General features: G+C 47.7%; 19 protein-coding genes. 14 read left to right on the forward strand and 5 right to left on the reverse strand.

The features are described 5' to 3' along the window. Positions 1-660 precede the first annotated feature (660 nt). From LRP49_RS01425 to LRP49_RS01450, 6 genes are all read left to right on the forward strand, one after another. The gene (locus LRP49_RS01425; RefSeq protein ID WP_274139671.1) at positions 661-1848 is read left to right on the forward strand and encodes a M24 family metallopeptidase; all 1188 of its coding nucleotides are present in this window, start codon (positions 661-663) and stop codon (positions 1846-1848) included. A 23-nt stretch (positions 1849-1871) separates the two neighbouring features. Then, positions 1872-2888, forward strand: coding sequence for a N(2)-acetyl-L-2,4-diaminobutanoate deacetylase DoeB (doeB, locus tag LRP49_RS01430; RefSeq protein ID WP_274139673.1), 1017 nt, complete (start codon positions 1872-1874; stop codon positions 2886-2888). Between the two features lie 61 nt (positions 2889-2949). Continuing rightward, on the forward strand, positions 2950-3429 hold the full coding sequence (locus LRP49_RS01435) for an Lrp/AsnC family transcriptional regulator (RefSeq protein ID WP_274139674.1): 480 nt from the start codon (positions 2950-2952) through the stop codon (positions 3427-3429). Between the two features lie 147 nt (positions 3430-3576). Beyond that, a complete protein-coding gene (locus LRP49_RS01440; protein ID WP_274139675.1) occupies positions 3577-5082 on the forward strand; it encodes an NAD-dependent succinate-semialdehyde dehydrogenase in 1506 nt (501 codons plus the stop codon). Between the two features lie 12 nt (positions 5083-5094). Then, positions 5095-6507: an aspartate aminotransferase family protein gene (locus tag LRP49_RS01445; protein ID WP_274139677.1), complete on the forward strand. Its 1413-nt coding sequence runs from the start codon at positions 5095-5097 to the stop codon at positions 6505-6507. A 274-nt stretch (positions 6508-6781) separates the two neighbouring features. Beyond that, on the forward strand, positions 6782-8818 hold the full coding sequence (locus tag LRP49_RS01450; protein WP_274139678.1) for a hypothetical protein: 2037 nt from the start codon (positions 6782-6784) through the stop codon (positions 8816-8818). Positions 8819-8907: 89 nt separating this feature from the next. On the opposite strand, the gene LRP49_RS01455 is transcribed toward LRP49_RS01450, so the two are convergent. From LRP49_RS01455 to LRP49_RS01465, 3 genes are read right to left on the reverse strand one after another with little or no spacing between them, the layout of a single operon-like run. Then, the gene (locus LRP49_RS01455) at positions 8908-11991 is read right to left on the reverse strand and encodes an efflux RND transporter permease subunit (RefSeq protein ID WP_274139679.1); all 3084 of its coding nucleotides are present in this window, start codon (positions 11989-11991) and stop codon (positions 8908-8910) included. After that, positions 11988-13052 carry an efflux RND transporter periplasmic adaptor subunit gene (locus tag LRP49_RS01460; protein WP_274139680.1) on the reverse strand — a complete coding sequence of 355 codons (1065 nt, stop codon included), beginning with the start codon at positions 13050-13052 and terminating at the stop codon, positions 11988-11990. Before LRP49_RS01460 ends, LRP49_RS01455 begins: the two co-directional genes overlap by 4 nt. Next, positions 13052-14128 (reverse strand): efflux RND transporter periplasmic adaptor subunit, encoded by a 1077-nt coding sequence (locus LRP49_RS01465; RefSeq protein ID WP_420791512.1) that lies wholly within the window; start codon positions 14126-14128, stop codon positions 13052-13054. The genes LRP49_RS01460 and LRP49_RS01465 overlap by 1 nt, the downstream gene beginning before the upstream one ends. A gap of 156 nt (positions 14129-14284) precedes the next feature. Here LRP49_RS01465 and LRP49_RS01470 point away from each other — a divergent pair, with 156 nt between their 5' ends. The 7 genes from LRP49_RS01470 to LRP49_RS01500 all read left to right on the forward strand — a co-directional run bounded on the left by LRP49_RS01470 (position 14285) and on the right by LRP49_RS01500 (position 23147). Continuing rightward, complete coding sequence (locus LRP49_RS01470; RefSeq protein ID WP_274139682.1) at positions 14285-14995, forward strand: TetR/AcrR family transcriptional regulator; 711 nt, start codon at positions 14285-14287, stop codon at positions 14993-14995. A gap of 211 nt (positions 14996-15206) precedes the next feature. Beyond that, entirely contained in the window at positions 15207-15554 is a 348-nt protein-coding gene (locus LRP49_RS01475; protein WP_274139684.1) for a hypothetical protein, read from the forward strand. A gap of 88 nt (positions 15555-15642) precedes the next feature. Then, the gene (locus LRP49_RS01480) at positions 15643-17013 is read left to right on the forward strand and encodes a TolC family protein (protein WP_274139686.1); all 1371 of its coding nucleotides are present in this window, start codon (positions 15643-15645) and stop codon (positions 17011-17013) included. Between the two features lie 24 nt (positions 17014-17037). After that, the gene (locus tag LRP49_RS01485; protein WP_274139688.1) at positions 17038-18747 is read left to right on the forward strand and encodes an efflux RND transporter periplasmic adaptor subunit; all 1710 of its coding nucleotides are present in this window, start codon (positions 17038-17040) and stop codon (positions 18745-18747) included. Continuing rightward, positions 18744-21863, forward strand: coding sequence for an efflux RND transporter permease subunit (locus tag LRP49_RS01490; RefSeq protein WP_274139689.1), 3120 nt, complete (start codon positions 18744-18746; stop codon positions 21861-21863). The genes LRP49_RS01485 and LRP49_RS01490 overlap by 4 nt, the downstream gene beginning before the upstream one ends. A 70-nt stretch (positions 21864-21933) precedes the next feature. Continuing rightward, positions 21934-22482, forward strand: coding sequence for a copper-resistant cuproprotein CopI (copI, locus tag LRP49_RS01495; protein ID WP_274139690.1), 549 nt, complete (start codon positions 21934-21936; stop codon positions 22480-22482). Positions 22483-22700: 218 nt separating this feature from the next. After that, positions 22701-23147: a hypothetical protein gene (locus LRP49_RS01500; protein WP_274139691.1), complete on the forward strand. Its 447-nt coding sequence runs from the start codon at positions 22701-22703 to the stop codon at positions 23145-23147. Between the two features lie 26 nt (positions 23148-23173). Here LRP49_RS01500 and phnP read toward each other — a convergent pair whose 3' ends face one another. Beyond that, a complete protein-coding gene (gene phnP / locus LRP49_RS01505) occupies positions 23174-23932 on the reverse strand; it encodes a phosphonate metabolism protein PhnP (RefSeq protein ID WP_274139692.1) in 759 nt (252 codons plus the stop codon). Positions 23933-24338: 406 nt separating this feature from the next. Continuing rightward, a complete protein-coding gene (locus LRP49_RS01510; protein ID WP_274139694.1) occupies positions 24339-24650 on the reverse strand; it encodes a hypothetical protein in 312 nt (103 codons plus the stop codon). A 128-nt stretch (positions 24651-24778) separates the two neighbouring features. Between LRP49_RS01510 and LRP49_RS01515 the strand changes: the two genes are divergently transcribed. Beyond that, positions 24779-25249 (forward strand): DUF5680 domain-containing protein, encoded by a 471-nt coding sequence (locus LRP49_RS01515; RefSeq protein ID WP_274139696.1) that lies wholly within the window; start codon positions 24779-24781, stop codon positions 25247-25249. The last annotated feature ends 241 nt before the right edge of the window (positions 25250-25490 follow it).

Raw genomic sequence — 25490 nt, forward strand, 5'->3', positions numbered from 1 at the left:
GTACTCTGAATTCAGTGACAAGGGAAAGAAACAGGCAGGCTATGCGATTTCACCGACTCGAGCGCAAGCGCAATAACAGGCATGATCATGCCTAGGATGTTCGCAAAACGTTCGTATAGGGTGTCATCAGTTCAGCACTGGCTTTGTACTCCCGAAGTAGACAAATTGAAGAAGATTTGGAGAAAATGTAATAAAGCCCTACCCGATGGCATTAGGCATTGTAGGCAGCTCAAATCACAACAAGTTTAACCGACTCCGTTATTATTAAATCACTCAAATTTCGTTTTTGAGACAGACTGCAAACTGCGCTGTCTCCAGACGAATTTTCACGCAAATTGAACCAGTAGCGCATTTATTACGTCTAACAAATTGATTGACTAAATATTAATCACTAATGTAAGTGTTAGGGGAGCGTGAAACAAAGCCTCCACCATTTTTCACTGCCACGGCATCCATTTTGGAAATCGTTCCGTGTAAAACAGTAAAAAGGAGAAAGCGAGTCACTTACACGCTAAGGCAGTAAAGCCGACACAACACGGCAAAACAAACACCCTGAAACGAGCCCAGGTATCGGCTCCGAACTTGGATCTCACGGGTGATTGGCGATGACTGTTGAACGTCAACGTTCGTCCATTGGGCGGTACAAAAGGAGTTTGAGCTATGAGCGAAGTCTCACTCAACTTTTCACTAGAAGAGTTCTATTCACGTATCGCAAAGGTACGTGCCGCAATGCTCGAAAAAGAGATCGATGTCCTACTCGTACACGATCCTTCAAATATGGCCTGGCTGACCGGATACGATGGTTGGTCTTTTTACGTGCCTCAATGTGTTGTTCTCGGTTTATCGGGTGAACCACTTTGGTTTGGTCGCAGACAAGATGCCAATGGCGCAAGGCGCACCGTTTACATGCGCCCTGAGAACATAACTGCCTATCCCGATCACTATGTAATGAACCCGCCACTTCATCCGATGGAGTTTTTGGCCAATCACATCTTGCCCGAACTTCACTGGGACAGAGGCCATATCGGCGTAGAAAAAGACAACTACTATTTCAGTGCCACTGCATTTGAAGCTTTACGCGATAACCTACCTCTCGCCTCGTTAGTAGATACAACGTCTCTCGTTAACTGGTGTCGTGCTGAAAAATCACATCAAGAGCTTAAATACATGCAAGCCGCAGCGCGTATCGTCGAAAACATGCACCGTGTCGCTTACGAATTAATTGAACCAGGGCTTCCTAAACACATTCTCGTTGCAGAAATAAACAAACACGCTGTCATCGGGCACGGCGATCATTTCGGCGATTATGCAGCCATTGTTCCCCTGCTTCCTTCAGGCGTTGACGCCTCAGCACCACACCTAACATGGGATGACCGCCCCTTTAAAAAAGGCGAAGGTACCTTTATTGAAATGGCAGGCGTGCATCGCCGGTACCACTGCCCACTGTCAAGAACGATATACCTCGGTGAGCCAGCCGATCATTTCAAACGTGCGAACGACGCATTGAATGAAGGCCTTGAAGCAGGCTTAGCGGTAGCAAGACCCGGCAATACTTGTGGCGATATTGCAGATGCGCTAGACCGAACTATGGCCAAATATGGCTTTGATCGTGGCGGTTCGCGATGTGGCTACCCTATTGGTCTTAGCTACCCACCAGACTGGGGAGAGCGAACCATGAGTCTTCGACCGACCGATCAAACGCTCCTCAAAGAAGGCATGACCTTCCATTTTATGCCCGGACTCTGGATGGACGACTGGGGCATGGAAACCACGGAGAGCATAGTCATCACACGGCGTGGAGCTAAAACGCTCTGTGATTTTCCCAGACAGTTATTTGTTAAGCATTGAATGCGTAAGGAGAGAGACCCAGCATGCCTAGAAAACTGCCCCCTTCTGCCATTAGTTCCACGATAGACTTCAGTGCGGATGGCATTCAGCATGGTTTTCTCAAGCTGCCTTACTCAAGCGATCAATCCGCATGGGGAGCAGTGATGATCCCAATTACGATGGTGAAAAACGGAGATGGGCAAACTGCATTGCTCACAGGCGGTAATCATGGCGACGAGTATGAAGGGATAATTTCGCTGCAAAAGCTCTCCAACAAACTTAAGCCGAAACAAATAAAAGGTCGGGTTATCATTATTCCTATGATGAACCACCCCGCAGTCAATGCGGGAAGCCGTGTTTCACCCATTGATGGTGGAAACATGAATCGTGCTTTCCCCGGCCACCCACAAGGTTCTATTACTGAAAGAATCGCCGATTACTTTAGTCGCGTTCTGATTCCAATGTGTGATGCGGCATTGGATATTCATTCTGGGGGAAAAACGCTTGATATCCTCCCCTTTGCAGCCGCTCACCGTTTGCCCGATAAGCTTCAGGAACTCCGCTGCTGGGAAGGAGCAAGACTATTTGGTGCGCCATACTATTTCTACATGGAAGAAATGGATGCCACCTCGCTCTACGATACTGCTGTTGAAAAACAAGGAAAAGTGTTTGTCACCACTGAACTGGGAGGTGGCGGCTCAACCACGCCTGACACTGTGGCGATGGCCGACAGAGGGATCCATAACTTTCTCGTCTACAGCGGTATTTTGCAGAGAAACTATATCGACCCTCCTGATGAACCCAAAGCCATGGAGATCCCAAGTGCCAAATGTTATGCGCAATCTGAACATCGCGGCATTATGGAGCTAGCAATAAAGCTTGGGCAATTAGTGGTAAAAGGCGACTTGATCGCCACCATACATTCCGTGGAGCGAACCGGGCAGGCTCCAGAGAAATACTATGCAACGACAGATGGCGTAGTGTGTGCAGTGCGTCACCACGCATTGATTAACATTGGTGATACGTTTGTTGTGATCGCAAAGCCTCTCTTAAGCACCTAACAAAATTGGGAAACCCGCTAACCCTGTGCCACGCTTATAAAATTCAGCACAGGGATACGCAATGCGACTCGATAAGTACGATCTAAAAATACTTCAGGTGCTTGCCACGCAAGGTAGGATTACCAAATCACATCTGGCCGAAGCCATTAATCTCTCCATTAGTCCATGCTGGGAGCGTGTAAAACGCTTAGAAAACGCAGGCATTATCGAAGGCTACAGCGCACGTATTAACCCTCAAGTCTTTCAAAAGAAAACACCCGTGATGGTGGAAATTTCGCTGGGCAAACACGATGTGAATCATTTTCAACGCTTCGAGCAAACCATGAGAGATTGCCCAGAAGTTGCCGATTGCTTTTCGACGGGCGGCGGCGTGGATTATATCCTTCGTGTTGTCACGGAGGATATCGATCAATATCAGCGACTTATCGACACCTGGTTAATGTCTGATCTCGCTATCGAGCGCTATTACACTTACATTGTCACCAAAACCGTGAAGTTCCAAAAAGACCCTTTCGACATCGATGAAAACTTGAAGCAATAGAATGCGTTAGAAACGTCGCAGAAAAAAGACAAACTTATTCCCTCAAATTCAGAAAAAACACCAAGCCGATTCCCTACCAACAGAAAACAGATTTTCCATCCCGCACGTAGAGTTTAAGTGTACTCACTTTGATGCCTAGGGGGTCCTATGGCTGCGCTGAATTTACACAAAAACAAAGACGCGATTCTCAGTCAACTCAAAGACTCGCGCTTGTTCAAACAGCTCGCTTATGTCAACGGTAAATGGATTGCTGGTCAATCTGATATTGCCGTCACTAACCCAGCTGACAATGATGTATTGGGCTATATTACCTCGCTTGAAAAGTCGCAGGTTGATCATGCCATTGATGCGGCAGAAGCTGCTTTCAAACACTGGAAAACACTGTCCGCTGATCATCGTGCTGCTGGCTTAATGCTATGGCATGACAAAATCAAAGAAAACCGCGAAGACTTAGCGCGCCTTATGGTGCTTGAGCAAGGAAAAACGCTCAATGAAGCCCGTGGTGAAATTGACTATGGCGCATCGTTTATTCGGTGGTTTGCCGAAGAGGCACGTCGTGCCTATGGCGAAACGATTCCAAGTCACATTCCCAATGCCCACTTGGGTACGATACGCGAACCTATTGGTGTTGCAGCACTTATTACACCGTGGAATTTCCCCAGTGCCATGATCACGCGAAAAGCTGCCGCTGCCCTCGCCATTGGCTGTACCGTGATCATCAAACCTGCAGGAGAAACACCTTTCTCCGCGCTTGCGCTGGCGGAACTTGCGGAACGCGCGGGCATCCCTGCTGGCGTATTTAACGTTGTCACGGGTGACGCACCAATGATATCAGCGACACTTGCCTGTTCTGAAAAGGTGAAAGCACTCTCCTTCACTGGCTCAACACGAGTCGGGAAACTCCTGCTTCGCCAATGCGCTGACACGGTGAAAAAGTGCTCGATGGAACTCGGCGGTAACGCACCGTTTATTGTCCTTCCTGATATGGACATCAACGAGGCAGCAAAAGCCGCAGTAGACGCAAAGTTTCAAACCTCCGGCCAAGACTGTCTTGCCGCAAACCGCATTTTTGTACCGAAAGACAAATTCGCCGCATTTACTGATGCATTTGCAACCGAGATGCAAAAGCTTCACGTCGGTAATGGATTAGACCCAAACACGGATATCGGACCGCTTATCAATGCACAAGCCGTCTCCAAAGCCACAAAGATGGTCGATGATGCAATAAACAAAGGCGCAAAAATGGTGGTTGGCAAACCGCACTCTGCCGCTGACGGAAATTATTTTCATCCAGTACTACTCACCAACATCACACCCGATATGGCGGTTTACCGAGAAGAGAATTTCTGCCCTGTTGCAGGGATTATTCCCTACGACACAATCCCCGATGTCATTACTGCAGCTAACGACACCGAATATGGCCTCGCAGCCTATGTCTATGGGCATGATGTTCGTCATATATGGGCGTTAATGCGCGGGTTGGAGTTCGGCATGGTCAGCATCAACAGCGTGAAAATGACGGGCCACCCTATTCCTTTTGGCGGCATGAAACAGTCAGGTTTAGGCCGTGAAGGCAGCCGTCATGGCTTTGATGAATACAGTGAAATTAAATATTACTGCCTTGGCGGTTTGAACATTGCTGGCGGAATTTAGAAGGAAAGAATCATGAACAGAAAAATTGATACCAAAGCACTGTTAGCGACAGACCGTCAGCATGTTTTTCACGCTTCAACCCATCTAAAACAGTATGCCGATGGCGACCTGCCCGGACGCATCATCACCGATGCAAAAGGTATCAGAATCAAGGACTCTGAAGGCATCGAACTGATTGACGGTTTCGCAGGTTTGTACTGCGTAAATATCGGTTATGGTCGCGAAGAAATGGCAGAAGCGATTTACGAGCAAGCCAAAAAGCTTGCTTACTACCACACCTATGTAGGTCACACTAACGAAGCACTCATACCTCTGTCTGAACGCATTATCAAAATGGCAGGCCAAGGCATGAGCAAGGTCTATTATGGCATGTCTGGCAGTGATGCCAACGAAACCCAACTCAAGCTGGTTTGGTACTATAACAATGCGCGAGGCTTGCCGGACAAGAAGAAGATCATCTCTCGTGATCGCGGTTATCACGGCTCCAGTATCGCTTCTGGCTCACTGACGGGATTGCCCCTTTTCCACGCACATTTCGACCTACCGCTTGAGCGGATCAAACACACCGTTGCACCCTACTACTACCGCCGTAATGAAAACGACATGAGCGAGTTGGAGTTCTCGGCTTACTGCGCTCATGAACTCGAGAACATGATCCTAGCAGAAGGTGCCGAGACCGTGGCAGCTATGATTGCCGAGCCAGTGCTAGGAACGGGTGGTATTGTTCCACCGCCAGAAGGATATTGGCCCGCTATTCGAAGGGTACTCGATAAATACGACATATTACTTATCGCAGATGAAGTGGTATGTGGCTTTGGCCGCTTAGGCTCAGATTTTGGCTCCATCTATTACGACATGAAACCTGATCTCATCACGGTTGCGAAAGGGCTAACATCCGCGTATCAACCCTTGTCCGGTGTGATGGTCGGCGAACGTGTTTGGAAGGTACTGGAAGACGGTACCGACCAATGGGGTGCGATCGGACACGGATATACCTATTCCGGTCACCCGCTAGGTGCCGCTTCCGCGATGTGTAATCTGGATATTATCGAACGGGAAAATCTCACGCAAAATGCTCGAGACACAGGTGCATACTTCCAACTCAAGATGAAAGAAGCTTTCGCTAACCATCCATTGATTGGTAATTCTCGTGGCATCGGGTTGTTGCACGCACTTGAATTTTCGAGCGACAAAGCGAACCGTACCCACTTCGATCCTAATTTGAAAGTCGGTCCTCAAATTGCTGCAGCATGCTTGGAAGAAGGGTTGATTGCCCGCGCAATGCCTCATGGCGATATACTAGGTTTCGCCCCGCCGCTTATCGTGAACAAATCTGACATCGATGATATTGTTGAACGCGCGGAAAAAGCGGTTAACAAAGTGACAGATAAGTTGGTTCATAGCGGTGGGTGGAAAGCCGCGTAGCGACTCAACACTCCTTCCTCAACAGCTCAAAAGCGGAGCACAACTAGCTCCGCTTTCTCTTGTTATTCTGCTTATCTCCCGTCGCCTATTGGGAGTCTCCGTTTTTACATTCCTTCACCTTCAGACACGCCAATTTTGTATCCAATTTAATACATCCGATGATTTCCCATTAACGAAACAGAGATTGTTAACTGCCCTTGCATAAAATTTTAGCTCGTTCGTTTTTCGAACGCTTAAAGCAATGATAACGATGTGGCTAATTAGGATGAATGCTATGAGTAGTATCAATGCAAAAATATTAAAAAATTCAGTGGCTATACCCGCACTTTTACTTGGATTAGTAGCGTGCTCAGATAACAATACCAGTTCTTCTCCCACCCCATCTCCCACAAGCTCTGTGAGCGGCACCGTTTCAGCCCCCAGTGGAGCCATTGTGAATTTCAGCAAGCCAACGTTATTCGAACAATTATTTCCTCCCGCCTATGCGGCGATCGTCGGTTTGGAGCCGGTACGTAACGCTACCGTAGAACTCATTAGGGTAGATGATGACGGGAAACAAATTGGTGACGTGATTGCCAGCGCGCCAACGTCAATAACCGGGGAATACAACATTAGCCTTCCTTCAGGCGTTAGTTTGGCTGGGAACTTGATTGTTAGAGTAAGAGGACAGAATACTGACTTACACGCCATCGCACTGAGCCAAAAAGTCAATGTCGATCCGGCCAGTCACTACATCTATCAAAACTTGGTTGATTCTGATCTTGTGCTGGCAGACCTTGCCGATAATCACATCGTCACCTTACGTGGCATCATCGACGAATTGGATTTAACCGCGGGAACAGACTTAACGGAAACGTTAGCAGCACTTGATGCTGTCGCCGGATACCAGCTTCAACAAGAAATAGGTGTACTAACAACCACACCGGGAGATGCTTCACAATTCGCTGGCGAATGGCGCGGTGCCATTTTTGAATTGTCGCTTCACGATGAAGACACGGGAGCTTATGGCTCATTTTATACGTCCATCGAATCGAGCGAACTAAACGTAGAAGCAGTGTCTAGTGACACGCTCTCAATCTCAGACGCCTACGAAGAAAACTTTGCGATTTTGCATTTTTACCAAGGTGCTTCAGAGATAGAGTCCTCCCTTTTTACAGTCACCGAAATTGAGAACACACCAGACGATCCTGAGGAGCTTCAGGTAAATATTACCGCTGACGGTACCCTCATTGAGCGGCTAGGGCTTGATGAACACCTAAGTTACGACGATGGTAATGGCCCCGAATTCGGTTTTCGCACTCTGCCTTCAACGTTTATTCTTGAGCCAGGTGGCAGTGACGATGTGAAGATCGGCGTAAATCAGGAGTTAGGGCTACGTTTCCGCACTGTCGATACAGACAATGATGGCAAATTCGATGCCCTTGACCCGAACCAAAAAGACGGCGATGAACCTAGCCTCACAATGGATCTGTTGGTGAGAAAAGGGATAGACATCTCTAACAACACATTGAACGGAAACGTTGGGCTTGTATTATTTGATTTGATCCTAAACTCGAATAACGCCCAAATGGAAGTCGTTACTGAATCGAGCATATTATCCTTCGACGGAAACGGATCATTCTCAACGTCTGACGGCTCTGAAAAACGTGCAGAAATTCTCAGAACGCCAACCTCTCTCGCGTTTTCAGAAACGCCACCGGAAGACAATATGGCTGGCACATACAGTCTAAGTACAGATGGGCTACTAACGATGACCGTCGAAGAAGATGACATACACGGTTTCATCTCTCCGACTGGCGATTTGCTGGTTGGCTCGCTAGTAGAAAGATTCCCAGAGGACGCTGAAACCTACACCGATTATGCTCAACTCCTTGTTATGGGCATTGGGCTTGGCGACACCCCACCCGATGTCGGCGGCGCGACGTACAAACTTTATCCAATGGAGCTTGGGTTTACCGAAGGTGGAGGCACTGAGGTATTGACGTTTTCACACCCTGGCACCATGACATTTGATGAAGCTGGTACGCAAGCAACACTTCAAGGAGAGACGTTCGGCATTGTCAAAAACACAGTACTTGGCCAGTCCATCGCGCCTACCGAAGAAAGCGAAACATTTACCATGACAGCGAATGTCGATGCGAATAGCAACGTATCTCTCACTGAAGATGACGGGACGTTTTCGCTTTCACTTGACGGGTTTGTTTCTGGTGATGGTTCTAGAATGCTGTTGTCGTTAAAAGCAATTGAAAGTGAAGATACGCCTGACGCATACTACGGCGTAGGCTTTGTATTAGCAGTTAAACAAAACTAGCCATTTAATTAATTCGTCACCCTGAAAAGAAAGAAGGCGGAATACCGCCTTCTTTACTTATTTTTTTATGTCCGCTTTGTCACACCGTCTTACGCGATTGGTGCTAACTCCACCTCTTGTTCTTTTGGCGGCTTGATATTGAACATGATGGAATACATCACTGGCACAACAATCAGGGTCAACACGGTTGCAAAGCCCAGACCCGCCATAATGGTGATCGCCATCGAACCGAAGAATGCATCAAACATCAAGGGTACCAAACCTAGAATCGTGGTTAACGCCGCCATACTTACAGGGCGAACACGACTCACCGCAGAATCGACAATCGCTTGATAAGGCTCTTTGCCTGAGTCCATTTCAATGTTGATTTGGTCCATCAGAACAATGCCGTTTTTCAAGATCATACCGCTTAAACTCAACAAACCGAGAAAGGCAGTAAAGCTGAAAGGCATATTCCATAGCAGCAGACCAAACGACACGCCGATGATGGACAGCGGCACGGTAAACCAAATCACCAGCGGTTTCTTGATCGAATTGAACAGCAATATGGTGATCACGAACATCAGCAAGTAGCCCATTGGCAATGAACCAAACAGCGATTGCTGCGCATCCAACGATGTCTCGTATTCACCGCCCCAGGTAATTTCGTAACCTTGCGGCAATTCAAGCTCCATCACCGCAGGCTGAACACGGCGGAACAAGGCGTCTGCAGTGTCTTCACTCAAAATGTCATGGTCAGCCAGCACCGTCAGCGTACGTTTTCTGTCACGACGTTTGATGATCGGGTCTTCCCATGTCAGCTCGACACCATCGACCACTTGGTCAATCGGTACATAGGCTTGAAGTGACGGGCTCCAAATCGTCGCGTTTTGGATAGATTCGAAGTCTACCCGCTCAAGCTCAGGCAAACGACCAACGATTGGCAGCATATCTGTACCATCACGCAACACGCCCATCGTACTGCCGCCAAACGTCAGTTGCAGGGTGTTGGACAGGTCTTGTTTCGAAATCCCCAATCGACGCGCTTTTGACTCGTTGAACACAGGCACAAGCTCTTTTGTACGTTCACGCCAATCGTGACGAATGTTTCGCGCGCCTGGATCTTGGTGAAAAATGTCTTCTACCTGAACGGCGATTTCACGCAACACCTGCGGATCTGCCCCCGTAATGCGCGCTTCGATTTTTGAGGCCGGAGAAGGGCCAAACTCAATCAGTTTGAACTGGAACGTCGGCTTATCGAAATCTCGCGGCAGCGTCTGGGTCAGTGAACGCAACACCACAAACATGTTCTCGCGATCTGTCGTACGAACCTGTAGTTGCGCATAGCTTTCGTAGCTTTGCTCGGGTTGGTACGTCAATGCAAAACGCTGCAAACCTTGGCCAGCCGACGAAGTCACAAACTCAACGTCATCCTGCTCTCGGATATAAGCTTCCACCTTTTCTGTTTGCTTGATGGTTTCACGAATATCCGTCCCTTCCGGCATCCACAAATCCACGTAGAACATTGGCGTATTTGATGGCGGGAAGAACTGTTGTTTCACCATGCCAAAGGCCATAACCGCAGCCACCAGCAAGGCAACCATGCCTGCAACAGTCAGCCAACGGAATCGCATCGCCAGTTTCAACGACCAACCAAAGACAACAAACAACCAGCCTTTGTATGGATCTACATCCTCGCCCTCAACAACGTCTTCTTCTTTAAGAAGCAAGTTAGCAAGGAAGGGGGTTAGCGTCAGTGCAGTTACCCAACTTAGGAACAGTGAGTAACACAGCACCCAAAACAACGACCCCATGAATTCGCCCGTGGCATCTTCAGACAGACCGATAGGCGCAAAAGCAGTAATCGCGATAACGGTCGCGCCAAGCAACGGCCATTGGGTTTGCTTAACAATATCTGACGCCGCCTGAACACGCGTTCGGCCTTTCTTCAACCCGACGAGGATACCTTCAACGACCACAATGGCATTGTCTACCAGCATACCGAGCGCAATGATCAGCGCGCCGAGCGAAATACGGTGCAATTCAATGTCGTTGTACTTCATCAAAATGAAGGTACCGAAGACCGTGAGTAGCAGAACCAATCCAATGATGATGCCGCTTCGCATACCCATCGCAAAGAGCAGCACAACAATCACAATACCAACCGCTTGCGCCAAGCTGATGACAAAATCCTGCACGGATGTATCGACTTCCGCAGACTGGTTGTAAAAGTAGTTAAGTTCGATACCCGCAGGCTTTAGTTGCTCTAATGTATTCAATTCAGCTTGAACGCGGTTACCTACCTCTACCACGTTCACACCAGAAGCAAACGACACCGCCAAATTAATCGCAGGCTTGCCGTTGTAGGTGATGACGTTGCTCGGTTTTTCCTGAATATCACGAGTAACTGTCGCAACATCTTTCAGGCGGATCAGATTGCCCGTATCACGGCCATGGATGATCAGGTTTTCCAGTGCTTCAACAGAATTCAACGTTCCGCTAGGTCGAATGACCAGGTTCTCGCCATTGACCATGACTTCCCCTGACGCAACAACGTTATTTTGTTGGTTCAGAAGACCCGAAACGATCGACATGTCCAAGTTAAGTGAAGCAAGGCGGTCGAGGGAGATCTCGACAAACAGCATCTCTCGTTGATCACCTGCAATTGCAACTTTGCCAACGCCATCGACAAGCTCAAGATCGCGAGCCAGCACATCCGCGTACCGTTTCAGTTCAACGTAGTCATAACCGTCACCTGTCAGCATCAACATGATGCCGAACACGTCGCCAAAATCGTCGATAATTGAAAGTGAGTTGACGCCTTGCGGCAGTGACGGACGGAGATCATTGATCTTACGGCGCATCTCATCCCAAATTTGAGGTAGCTCATCCGGGCCGTAGTCCATCTTCATGCTCACCATGATTTGAGACATGCCGCTTGAGGATGTTGACGTGATCTTATCGATATACGGAAGACGACGAATTTCCTTTTCAAGTGGATACGTCAGTTCTTCTTCCACTTCCTTTGGCGTCGCGCCAGGATAGGTCGCAATGATCATGGCATCTTTGATGGTAAACGCAGGGTCTTCCAAACGTCCTAAATCCAGAAACGACGTAATGCCACCAATCGTCAGAATGACAATCGCGAGCCAACTGATTATTTTGTTTTTAATTGAGTATTCAGCAATATTCATCCGCTATGCTTCCCCGTCGCTTGAACTTGCTTGCCCTCACGCAGCTTGCGTAAGTTGGAGTTCACCAAAACGTCACCTTCGCTAATGCCGGTCGCAATAACTGCACCGTTTCCGTTCACTTCTGCGACGGTTACAGTAACGCGGCTAACTTCATCTCCCACTAGTTTCCAAACGTAGAATTGACCTTTTCGTTCGCCTGCTTGGAGCACCGTCATTGGCACTTGATAGCCATCAACGGCTTGAATACCCGCTTCTACCATGTCAACGGCAACTGTCGCTGTTGTGCCCGGCAAAATCGCAGGCGAAATTTGATTCATCGACAACCAAAGCTCATAGCTTCCTGTCGACATATTCGGTTCGTTGCTGTGTTCGAGGTAGGTCATTTGGTGTCGACCATCAAAGCCAGAAAATGTTACCCATGGCTGATAACGAACGGCTTGCCCATTCGGTGTGATCATTGCCAATACGTTGTCTGACAGCTCAATTTGCACATACACCTTGTCATCCTGATACAAATTGACGACAGCTTCGCCCGGCTGAACGCGCTCAAAACGTTCCTTGAACACATCGGAGACAGTGCCGCTAAATGGCGCAACCAAACGGGTGTACTTAAGTTGGTTTTTTGCGAGTTCATTTTGCGCTTTCGTGAGGGCTTGATTAGCAATCAAACCGTCCAGCTCTGCACGTGAAATCATCGCTTTGCCAAACAACTCACGGCCACGCTTTAACTGCTTCACTGCAAGTTGATGTTGTGCCTTCGCATCATTAAGGGTTTGGGTTGCTGCTTTTTCATCAAGACGCGCTAACACATCCCCTTTTTCAACTTTGTCGCCCGCTTTAACCAACACCTCGATCACTTCACCGCTGCTACGAAACGCAATCGGTGTTTGCTCTGCCGCGACCACTTGGCCTTTGAAAATACGGAACTGGTTTTTTACCGGTGCATCAACAGCCACTGTCGAAACATAAAGCGGCGTTTCTTGAACTGTGGCGTCTTCTTGCTGACAACCTGAAAGCAGCAATATGGCTCCAATCGCTGCGCTGAGTACGTTATGATTCATTAGATTCCTTCCTCTCGCAGCCACGCTTTCACGACTTGTCCTTCGTAAAGCGATTCAACGCCAGCCACAACAACGAGGTCGTTCTGGCTCAAGCCGTTAACAACTTCACCTTTGTCATTTGTCGTAATGTTAACTTTGGAAACCGCGTGGCTAGTTGGATCCATTATCCAGACGGAACCTTGATTGCCTTGTTTGCTCACCCATGCAGATTCCGGCAAACGCAGTGACATTTCAGTTTGCCCTTTCGTGATATGCACTTGACCCGTCATGCCGCTCAGCAAATTACGAAACGCTGGACGTTCGAATGTCACGATGGCTTCAAAGGTGTTGGTATCTGTGTTCGGTTGAGTGGAGATTTCTTTGAAAGACGCAGGAATTTTTGAAGTCGGATCGCTGTCCATCGTCACCCAAATTTCTTGGCTAGACAAATTCTCTATACCGCGCTTTTCGACATAGATAACCGGCATAGAAAACGTCACATCCAGTTGGGTGTTATCAATCAAATTCAGGATTTGTTGTTTCGCTCCAACCACCTGATTTTGTTTTACAAAGGTATAAGCAACCACACCGTCAAAAGGGGCAACAAGCTGGGTATAACTCAATTCCGTTCTCGCTGTTTCATAACGGGCTTGGGTCGCTTTAAATTGGGTTTCAGACTGGTCATATACATCAGCACTAACCAACTTCTTCGCGAACAAACGCTTTGATCGCTCCCATTGGGTTTTGGCTAATGCATAGCTTGCTTGAGCTGAGTCGAGTGACAGCTTGAGGTCGGATTGATCGAGCGTTGCTAACACATCACCTTTAGAGACCCGCTGTCCCATGCGCACAGACAAATTATCCACTTCGCCGCCTACCTGAAATGAAAGCTGCGCCCGTTTAGTGGCATCCACCTCAGCAAGAAATATGTCTGTTGGCGACACAATGTAATCAGCAACACTTAACAACTTTACTGGCTTAACCGTTGTTGTATCCGCGGTTTCCGACACCGCTTCACCACATCCAGACAAAAAGCCAGCCGTTATTCCGACCATTAACAAGCCTCTGAGGGTGCGTTTCAGTCTTTGATATCGCACTACACTCTCTCCATTTATTTATATTACACACCCGTGCAGTATAAATGAGAGCGAATTATGATCAATATATTTTCCATCTGTATAATAAAGAAGTGGTGTCTTTTTCTCGGATCTGATAAAAATACGGTGAGTTAACTGAGGGTGTGACGAACAGTTATGCAAGAAAGAAAGCAAGGCAGACGCAGTGCAGAAACTGCGGAACAAACAAAACACGAGATCATGCACGTCGCAGCAGACATGTTCGCTGAGCTTGGTTTTGAGCGGGTGTCGCTAAGAAATATCAGCGAGAAAGCCGGGGTTTCGCACAGCCTTATTCGCCATCACTTTGGCAGTAAAGAGCAAATTTGGAAGTCCATCAGCGACGCAATGGACGAGTACATGCAAAGCTACATCACCTTGCTAATCGAAAAAATGCCGAACGACACATCCAGTGCTGAACGCATATACCACTTCCTTGTAAAAATGCTGGCATTCACCTTACTCAATCCTCGTCCAATACAATTCATCGCAGATGCCGTTCGCCAAGGCGATGATACGCTCCTCACCTATTTCTTGGGCTCAAAAGAAGAGTTTGCTGCGGTATTTGGTGTGTTGTTCGACGACTACAACAAAGAACACCCACAAAAGCCTGTACACATGTGGGAAATGAAATGGCAACTTCTGCAATGTTCTCATGCAGCAACAAGCCTGAGACCCATGATGTTTGAAACCTGGCCAGAAAGCGCAAATAACGTGGATGTCCTTCTGCTAAATCATTGGCGTTTGTTCAATTCACAAGTTGCCATGCAGTTAGATATTAAGTCTGATCAGATGCTGAATCCTGAAAATCTGGATGACTTGGTACTCGACTTACCTTGTTGTGTGTAGCGACAAACCCTCGCTACATTGTTGTCGAATTTAGCAGCATGATGTTCAAACATCATGCAAACGCATGCTATTTGGCTTAATTTTTACATTTCTACGTTGACCTTCCCCTAGGGGTAAGCTTTAAATTTATAAAGATATTCTTAAATCGCGTAGTCAGATGCATTTATCACCCTTTCGTAAAATCTGGATAACAGCTTTCAGCGTGCTCGTCATGCTGATGTCCAGTATTGCGTCTGGCTCTACGATGATGGCTGTTGAGATGATGGACAAACATCATGTCTCTCAATCAACGCCAACCGCCTGTGGCATGCAAGACAATAACGTCAGCTCACACCATGACATGCATGGCATGACATCTTCTCAAATGTCGTCGGATTGTGGCTCTTCCGCTATGATGGATCACGACTGCTGTCCTGCCGTTTGCCTAAGTGCTTTTGCACTGTTCGACAATCACTATCAATCCCCGCAAAACAAAGCCAAATTAGTATTGATAAATGCTGATCAACGCACATCTGTCATAGAACGTGCGCAGTCACTTTATCGTCCGCCGATAGCTTAATCCTTCACAAAACCCATCTCAGGTTCGACTTTCGTTCCGGAGCAGTTTTTCTGCGCCGCATATTGGCGCAAACAAAATGGATTAAGTCATGGAACTCAAACCACGCATATTGGCACTGTCTATTTGTGCTATCGCTTGGAGTGCATCACCTGTATATGCCTCAAGCCACACTCTCTCAACCGACAGCAAGGTCACCGAGTTAGACCTGCTAATAGATAAAGCACTGGCTGCAGATGCCAGCCGCAAAGCTATCTTCGCGCAATCTCAAGCGGTGCGAGAAACAGGCATTGCCAGCTCAACACTGATGGACCCAAAACTTAAAGTGGGTTTTGGCGGCCTCCCTGTCGATAGCTTTCAGTTTGACAAAGACCCAATGACAAATATTTCGGTCGGACTGATGCAACAATTCGAGCGGGGCGAAACCCTCGCGTTGCAGCTTAAAAAAGCCAATCAACAAGCAGATGGCATGCAAAACCAAATCGCCGTTCGTGAATTAGACGTCGCCAACAGCATTACTCAGCTATGGCTGGAACTCGGTTACCAGCAAAAAGCCGCCGATATCATTCATCAAAATCAGCACCTTATGGAGGAGCTCGCGAACTTCATTCAAACCAATTACTCCATTGGTAAAAACGAAGCACAAGATCTGATTAACGCGCAGCTTCAGGTCAGTAAACTGGATGAAAAGCTACAAGCAAACGACCAAATGCAACGCCGTATTGTGTCGCAATTATCGGAGTGGCTGGGTTCTGACTGGCTAGAAAATCAGAAAAACGTTAAAGCAACGAACACCCTGTCGTGGCAAAAACTCGAGGCTAACTTAGCGCGTTCAGCGGGCGCGAAGCATTATACGATGCTCGCGAAGCACCCAATGGTAACCATGGTCGACAGTCTTATCGAGACGAGTCGTACGCAGGTCGACATCGCTGAGCAAGCGTTTCAGCCGCAGTTTGGCGTGGAGGTCATGTACGCTTATCGACAAGCCAATGGCATGAACGGTAAACCTGCGTCTGATTTAGTGAGTGCCTACCTGACGCTGGACATCCCTCTGTTCACCGAGAACAAGCAAGACAAAACCTACGCTGCAGCCCAATATCAGGTTGGCGCAGCACAGTCTCAACGAGACCTTTTGCTTTCGCAAATGAATGCAAAAGTAAATGCCCTACTCATCGACAAAACCAACCTTGAACAGCGTCTTGAGCGCTATGAATCCACGTTATTGGATCAAGCAAAAGCGAGAACCAAAGCGGTTGAACGCGGTTATCAGAACAATACCGCGCAATTCAACGATGTGATTGCAGCAGCCAGCGACGAATTAACGCTTCAACTCGAAATGGAAAGACTGGTGACTGACCTCAGCATTGTCAGCAGCAATCTCGCGTCGCTACTCGATGGTTTCGAGTTTGACGACCACCCTGTTGAACTGAACGATTCTGACATCTTGCGCGCGCAACGCTAATAAACGCTTACAAGGATAACAACAATGAAAACGATGCAAGTAGCTACTCTCGCTTTGCTGATTGGCGGAGCCATTGGATTTGGCGCAAATCAGTTTCTAAACGGTCATGACATGTCTGCAATGGCAAGTTCAGAACCTACCAAAGGTGCCGATGAGCCACTTTACTGGGTCGCACCGATGGACCCAAACTACAAACGCGATAAGCCGGGTCAATCCCCGATGGGCATGGATTTAATCCCTGTCTATGCAGAAGACGTAGCGGGTGCAAATGACAAGCCGGGAACAGTAAAGATCGACCCCGCGGTAGAAAACAATTTGGGCGTTAAATCCGCCTCCGTCGAATATGCCCAACTGTCTCCGCGCATTGAAACCGTCGGGTACATCGCGTTTGACGAAAGCCACCTGTGGCAAACCAACGTGCGTGTTGCAGGTTGGGTTGAAAAGCTCTTTATCAATGCGGTTGGTGAGCGCGTAAGCAAAGGCGATGTGTTGTTCACGCTCTATTCACCCGATCTGGTTAAAGCACAAGAAGAGCTACTCAATGCCCAGCGTACAGGCCGAAAAGGTTTGGTCAAAGGGGCGACCGAGCGCTTAGTGTCATTAGGTGTTGATCGTGACCAAATCAAGCAAATCGTGAAACGTGGTAAAGCTTCTCAAACCATCGAAATCAAAGCGATTGCTGATGGTGTTATCGCTAGTTTGAACATTCGTGAAGGTGGCTATCTGTCTCCTGCTCAAGCCGTGATCAGTGCGGGTCCACTTGAGGAAGTCTGGGTAGATGCAGAAGTCTTTGAGCGTCAGGCGCATTGGATGAAAGCAGGTAGCATTGCCACCATGACGCTGGATGCGCTTCCGGGTAAAGAATGGAAAGGCGCAATTGACTACGTCTACCCTATTCTGGATCCGAAAACCCGAACCCTTCGCGTTCGCCTAAAATTCGTGAACCCCAACGGTGAACTCAAGCCAAACATGTTCGCCAACATCGCCCTACAACCCGTTACCGATGACGCCGTTCTCACCGTGCCGAAAAATGCCGTTATTCGTTCAGGCGGCATGACCCGCGTCGTGCTTGCAGAAGGTGACGGTAAATACCGCTCTGCAAGAATTGAAGTAGGACGAGAAGCCGGTGATCGCATCGAAGTATTACAAGGGCTTTCTGAAGCTGACCGAATCGTCACTTCTGCGCACTTTATGCTGGACTCTGAATCCAGCCAGTCTGCGGATTTAGCAAGAATAAACGGTGTTGAGCCGCCCGCAGAGACCATGTGGGCAAAAGGCCAAATCACCGATGTAATGGCCGACCACCGCATGCTGACCATCAATCATGAACCTGTTCCAGCGTGGAACTGGCCGGGCATGGTCATGAACTTTATGTTCGCTGATGGCATTGAGATGAAGGACATGCAGGCAGGCCAAGGCATAGAGTTTGAAATGCAAAAAGCAGACTCGGGCCAGTATGAAATCGTCGATTACAAATTGAGTGAAAACACAGTGGCCCCCGAAGCGTGGCTGACAGGTGACATTTCTATGTTGATGGCCGATTTCGGCATGATCACCCTCTCTCACCAACCCGTTTCTGAGTGGAATTGGCAGGCGGGAGAAATGAACTTTTCTGTCGAAGATAACGTCAATTTAGCGGACTTTGCCGAGGGGCAAACCGTTCGGTTCCTCGTGGCCAAAGAAGGCAGCGAATATGTATTGAAGTCTCTTGAACTGTCAGGAGGCAAGCAATGATCGGTGCAATTATCCGATGGTCGATTGCTAACCGTTTTCTGGTTTTGGTAGCCACCGTCTTTCTCACAATAGGTGGTATCTATAGCGTAAAAAATACGCCTGTCGATGCCCTTCCTGATTTATCTGATGTTCAAGTCATCATCAAAACCAGCTATCCGGGGCAAGCGCCTCAGGTTGTGGAAGATCAAGTGACCTACCCGCTCACTACTGCGATGCTTGCGGTACCGGGTGCGGAGACTGTCCGTGGCTATTCCTTCTTTGGTGACTCGTATGTTTACATCATCTTTAACGATGATACCGACATGTACTGGGCACGTTCGCGTGTATTGGAATACCTAAGCCAAGTCGCACCTAAGCTCCCACCAAGCGCAAAACCAACATTAGGGCCAGACGCAACGGGTGTGGGCTGGATATACAGCTATGTCCTTCAAGACAAAACCGGACAACATGATTTGGCGGAGCTTCGCAGTATTCAAGACTGGTTCCTCAAGTATGAGTTGCAAACCGTTGAAGGTGTTTCTGAAGTCGCCACCGTCGGCGGCATGGTGAAACAATACCAAGTACAGATTGACCCGGCGAAGCTGCGCGCTTATGACCTAACGCTTCAACAGGTCAACATGGCAATTCAAAACGGTAACCAAGAAACGGGCGCGTCAGTCATTGAAGTGGCTGAAGCTGAGCACATGGTTCGCACAACCGGTTACCTGAGCAGCGTGGAAGACATTCAATCGCTTCCTCTTAAAGTTACAGAGAAAGGCACGCCGCTTCTGCTGGGTGATATTGCGGATATCAATATCGGGCCACAAATGCGTCGCGGCATCTCGGAATTCAATGGTGAAGGTGAAGCCGTCGGTGGCGTGATCGTCATGCGCTTTGGTGAAAACGCCAGTGAAGTAATCGACAACGTCAAAAATAAACTGGACGATCTTCAACGCAGTCTGCCTGAAGGCGTTGAAATCGTCGCCACCTACGACCGCTCAACCCTGATAGATGCAGCCGTCGAAAATCTTTGGAAGAAACTTGCCGAAGAGTTCATCGTGGTTGCAGTGGTGTGTGCATTATTTTTGTTCCACATGCGCTCCTCGCTGGTCATCGCCATCAGTTTGCCTATCGGTATTCTGTCAGCGTTCATCGTTATGCATTGGCAGGGCATCAATGCCAACATCATGTCATTAGGCGGTATTGCTATCGCTATCGGTGCCATGGTGGATGGCGCAATTGTAATGATCGAGAATGTGCATAAGCACATTGAGAGGACACCACTTACTGACAAAAACCGCTGGCAGGTTATCAGCAAAGCCGCAGAGGAAGTCGGTGCACCGCTGTTCTTCTCGCTGATGATCATCACCTTGAGCTTTGTCCCTGTGTTCGCACTGGAAGGCCAAGAAGGCAAGATGTTCTCGCCACTCGCGTTTACTAAAACCTACGCAATGGCAGCAGCAGCAGGTTTGGCTATCACCTTAGTGCCGGTGCTGATGGGCTATTTCATTCGCGGCAAGGTACTACCAGAGCACAAAAATCCGGCAAACAAAGCCGTGATTGCCATGTATCGCCCAATGCTCAACCTCAGCCTCAAGTTCCCGAAAACCATGATTTTTCTGGCACTTACTTTGATGGCATCTTCGTATTATCCAATCAGCAAGCTAGGTAGTGAGTTCATCCCGCCTTTGGATGAAGGCGATTTGATGTACATGCCTACCACGTACCCAGGCATTTCCATTGGTAAAGCGCGTGAGTTACTACAACAAACCAACAAACTGATCAAAACAGTACCTGAAGTGACCACTGTGTGGGGAAAAATCGGACGTGCTGAAACCGCGACTGACCCTGCACCACTCACCATGATTGAAACGGTAATTCAGTTGAAACCGCGCGAAGAATGGCGAGAAGGCGTGACAACAGAGTCCTTGCGCAAAGAGTTTGACGATTTAGTGCAGTTCCCCGGCCTGACCAATGCGTGGGTTATGCCAATCAAAACCCGCATCGACATGCTGGCAACCGGCATAAAAACACCCATTGGTATTAAAATCGCGGGCCCTGACTTGGCGGTGATAGAAACCATCGGCTCCCAGCTCGAACCGATTCTGAACGACGTAGAAGGCACGGCTTCGGTTTACGCAGAACGTGTAGCCGGCGGTCGTTACGTCACCATTGATATCAAGCGTCGAGCAGCCGCTCGCTACGGCTTGAGTATCAAGGATGTTCAGCAAGTTATTTCGACGGCGGTTGGCGGCATGAACGTAGGTGAAACCATTGAAGGTTTGGAACGCTACCCTATTAATGTTCGTTACCCGCAGGATTACCGTGATTCGTTGGTGAAGCTACAAGAGTTGCCTTTGGTCACGCCAAACGGTGCGCGCATTGCATTAGCGGATGTCGCTGATATTCGCTATGAAGACGGCCCCCCAATGATAAAAACAGAAAACGCCCGTCCAAACGGCTGGGTATTTGTTGATATCGACGGACGCGATTTGGGCTCGTACGTGGTAGACGCTAAGCAAGCGGTCGCCGAACAGCTTCAGCTTCCTTCCGGCTATTCACTGGCATGGTCTGGCCAATACGAATACATGGAGCGTGCAAAAGAGCGTTTGAGCGTTGTGGTGCCAATCACGATTGCGATCATCATGCTGCTTCTTTACATGAGCTTCCGCCGCATTGGTGAAGTCATGATCATCATGGCGACACTGCCGCTCGCAATGGTCGGCGGCCTGTGGTTGATGCATTACCTCGGCTACAACTTCTCTATCGCCGTTGGCGTTGGCTTCATCGCGTTGGCAGGTGTTGCGGTAGAAATTGGGGTGATCATGCTGGTGTATCTCAACCAAGCTTGGCACGGAAGAAAGCTTGATGCACAAGAACAAAACCAACCTATTCAAGCAAGTGACCTCACCTCCGCTATTCGCGAAGGCGCAGGCTTGCGTGTGCGTCCGGTCATGATGACGGTACTTACTGTCATCATCGGACTTATCCCCATCATGTACGGCGAAGGAACAGGCTCAGAAGTCATGCAGCGCATTGCTGCGCCCATGATTGGGGGGATGGCATCAGCTCTACTCCTGACACTTCTCGTCCTTCCTGCTGTTTTCAAGCTTTGGAAACTTAGAGAAATAAACTAACAAGCGACACATCATAAGGCTGCGGCACTGTGTCGCAGCCAACTTTTATAAAACAAACAAGGAAAGCACAATGAAAAAGACACTGATTGCAATGACACTCGCCTTTCTTTCAACGGGCGTAATGGCTGCGGGCATGGATCACTCAACGATGGATCATGGTTCAATGGATCATGGGTCAATGGACCATTCATCTATGGACCAAGGCAAAATGGATCATTCAAGTATGATGAACATGGAGGGCATGTCCGCTGTTGGTATGCCAGCAAATGGGGCAAAGCCAGACAAAGTAATCCATGTAGTGATGACTGACGACATGCGCTTCACGTTCAAAAACGACGTGAAAATTGAACCGAATGACGTTGTGCAATTTGTTGTAATGAACGCAGGGAAAATCGACCACGAATTTACTATTGGCTCAATGGAAGAACAACTCAAGCACCGTGAAATGATGAGAACCATGACCGATCACCATGAGCACGATTCCGGCAATGCCGTCACAGTGAAGCCGGGTAAAGCAAAGCAGCTATTGTGGCATTTCCACGGTGATAATAAGGTGGAATTTGCCTGCAACATTCCAGGTCATGCGGAAGCGGGTATGGTGAAGAGCATTACGCTGTAACACAATATAGTGACTTGTACCTGCCAACTTTCCAAGGTTTTAAGCCCATAGTTGGCAGGACATTCACCCATTAATCAGGGAAATCTGAGACAAAATTGATACTTGGAAGACCAATGCCTTAAATTGGGACCTCATTACTCGACATCCTGACAAAGTACATTCAAATTACACAGATAACATCGCACGCAAACACCCATCCACAACTTATGGAAAAGTTTATGAAACCGCTGATTTATCTCGTCTTCGTTTTGTCCTTATTCGGCTGTAAGGTAGAAAGCGAAACCCTCGCTTCTGAAACCATGCGCAGCCAAGAACAAGTTTGGGTATTTATCCAATTCAATATCTTCGAAGAAGATGACGAGCTGGAGTCATATTACTACTACGCCCAAGTTTCCAAGAAAATGTATGACGAGATATCAGAAAACGACATTGATGAAGGTTTCATCCTGCTCCAAAACGTCAAATACTGGGGTGATTCAGGTTTAATTTACGATTACAAAGACGTTGAAAATTCGGGCGAAATTGTTTTTCGTATCGAAAACATCGTCAAAATTGATTTGGTCAATGTCGAACCCAAAGCAGGTCTGGGATACGAGCAATTTGAAGAATCAGATATTGAACTCGAAGTGCCGACCCATAAAATCCCTAACACAGCCACCGAGTAACACGACATAATTAGATAGTGCGGGAGTCAGATAGTCATCCCTTCCCGCCCTATTTCTAACCAATCAGGAACATCATTTTCCATCAGCCAACTATCCAACTCGTGGCCGATATGTGTGATGATCAGCTCATCCGGATGAAGTGCGTCATAAATACGCTTGGCATTTTCTATATCACCATGGTTATCTGCTTCGCGATATGGCGGGAAACTACAATCGAGAACAATTGCATTCAGTTTCTTTTGAAAGAGTAAGAATTCCATGGTGTTAGCGGGTAAACCATCTGTGTCCGTTAAGTAGGCAATAGACCGAGTCCCATACTCAAGCAGAAAACCAAATGTAGGACGGGAGTGTCTCATTTCCAAAGGCGTCACTCTCAATCCGTTGATTGTCATCGTTTCGCCATGCTTCATTTCAGGCAGGAAACGCAGGCATCCAGGGTGCTTTAGCAGATCTGCACAGCCTTTAGGATCGTCAGGACACCAGACAGGTATCGATTCCGCCTTGCCCCATCGCATATGGAAAAAGCCCTGAACGTGATCGACATGAAAATGGGTTAGTAAAAAACCTTTGTAGGTACCCGCGGGGAAACGGGCATGCAAATCCATCAGACCTGCATCAATGATAAGACGTTCTTGAGAACTGCTTCTTCCCCACTCCACCATGGCAGAGCATGGTTTTCGTTCAAAAGCGGGTTGCTTTGTTGCGCGTTCACAAGCCGGACATTCACAACCATACAAAGGCACACCACCAGCGGCTCCGGTTCCCAACAAGGTTAGTTTGAGCATGTATCTATCCCTGATAAAACAGAAAAAGTAAGGCTTGAGCCCTTATTTTCATTATTCAAATTAGCTTCTGTTTTCCCAGTCAACTATCCCGTCAACCTTCCCAACCAAACATCGCTGAATACACATTTATACCCAAGTACCTAAACGAAGCGTGTTTGGGTATTCATAAGCGCCATTACGCCGACCAAGTCAGACTAGACCTATAGGAAACAAAGGGATGTCTCATCATTGAAGCTTTGGTAATTTCAGTGAAATAATAGCAACCGATGATTTTAAACCTCGATCTCCACGTTATGAATCACACTCTGAACTTACCCATTAAACATCACTTTTACTAAGGTTAATTTCCCGGAAAATAAAAAAGCCCCCAAGTTTGGAGGGCCTTGCTTCAAAAAATAGTATTAGATTAATAGGTGATGTTTATTTCCACATCATACGGGGTTTCCAATTGCATCGTGTCCCCGAGCTTAACAATTGTCTCGAGTGCTAAGACCACTCCCGAAAACTGAGTTTGCTTGTTTTCAAGCAACTGCCGCCAAATGTGATCCAGACTAAGCACTCGACTATCATTAAACCCTTCTAAATGAACAGATCGACATGCGTGCCACTCTTTTCCTTTCCCTGATTTTTCATATTCAGTGCCGAGGTTACCAACAGTGCGTTTTGTCATCACCGCAATATCGAAACCGGTAACTTCTTTATCTAACCATTCACTCATGTCGATGCCTCATTTTTGAAACCTGTCGAAATTATAGACAATAGTTTCATAAAGTTGCGAAGTATGATGTCGATCACCACAACTGTATATGCATACAGTTATAGTGCATTTTTTATAAGGATGCGCTAATGAAACATTTCTCAACCGAAGAACTTTACGCTTTTATCGTCAAAGCAAAAGCAAACTCATACGTTGCAAGAGCCCCTAAATGTTTGCCTTCGCGTCAGGGGGCCCACGACATCCAATTTCAGAATGGGGATTTTCAGTATCTTGATAGCTATTTCGGCGGGACAGACTTTCTGGGGCAGGAAATCGTGTACTTCAACAGCCAGCCCGTTTGGGCAATGAACTACTATGGCCGGATCATTGAACCTTCACTGTTCGATGTCGAAAAAGCTGGCATTGTTGTACTAGATAGCCTTGCCAAACTCTATGAAACTGGCCACTTTTTGGGAGACTCCGTCAATGAAACACCTCTTGGTACCTATTACGATACTAACTCAGGGACTGTAAAGAGTTTCACGGGTTACGAGTGGATTAAGTACGACGGCAAAAAAGTCTATGAGCTGCATTACCACGGCGGTTTAATAAAGGCATAAAAAAAATCTCCCACCTAACGAGAAGCGGGAGGTAGATCCTAGCCACATATCAAAACCTGACGATGCTTCTATGAGCACTGCGTAGAGATTCGAGTAAGATAGCCAATATCATTGCTTTTATACTCAGCCATCCGTTACGTCGTTCATTTCACTTTGGCTTTTTCTTAATGCGATTTCCTCCCCCATTTGGGGGATTATCCGTTGTCAGTATAAAAATCAAAACGTTCTGCACGGCACCAAT

The sequence above is a fragment of the Enterovibrio qingdaonensis genome (assembly GCF_028683135.1).
GTDB classification, from domain to species: Bacteria; Pseudomonadota; Gammaproteobacteria; order Enterobacterales; family Vibrionaceae; genus Enterovibrio; species Enterovibrio qingdaonensis.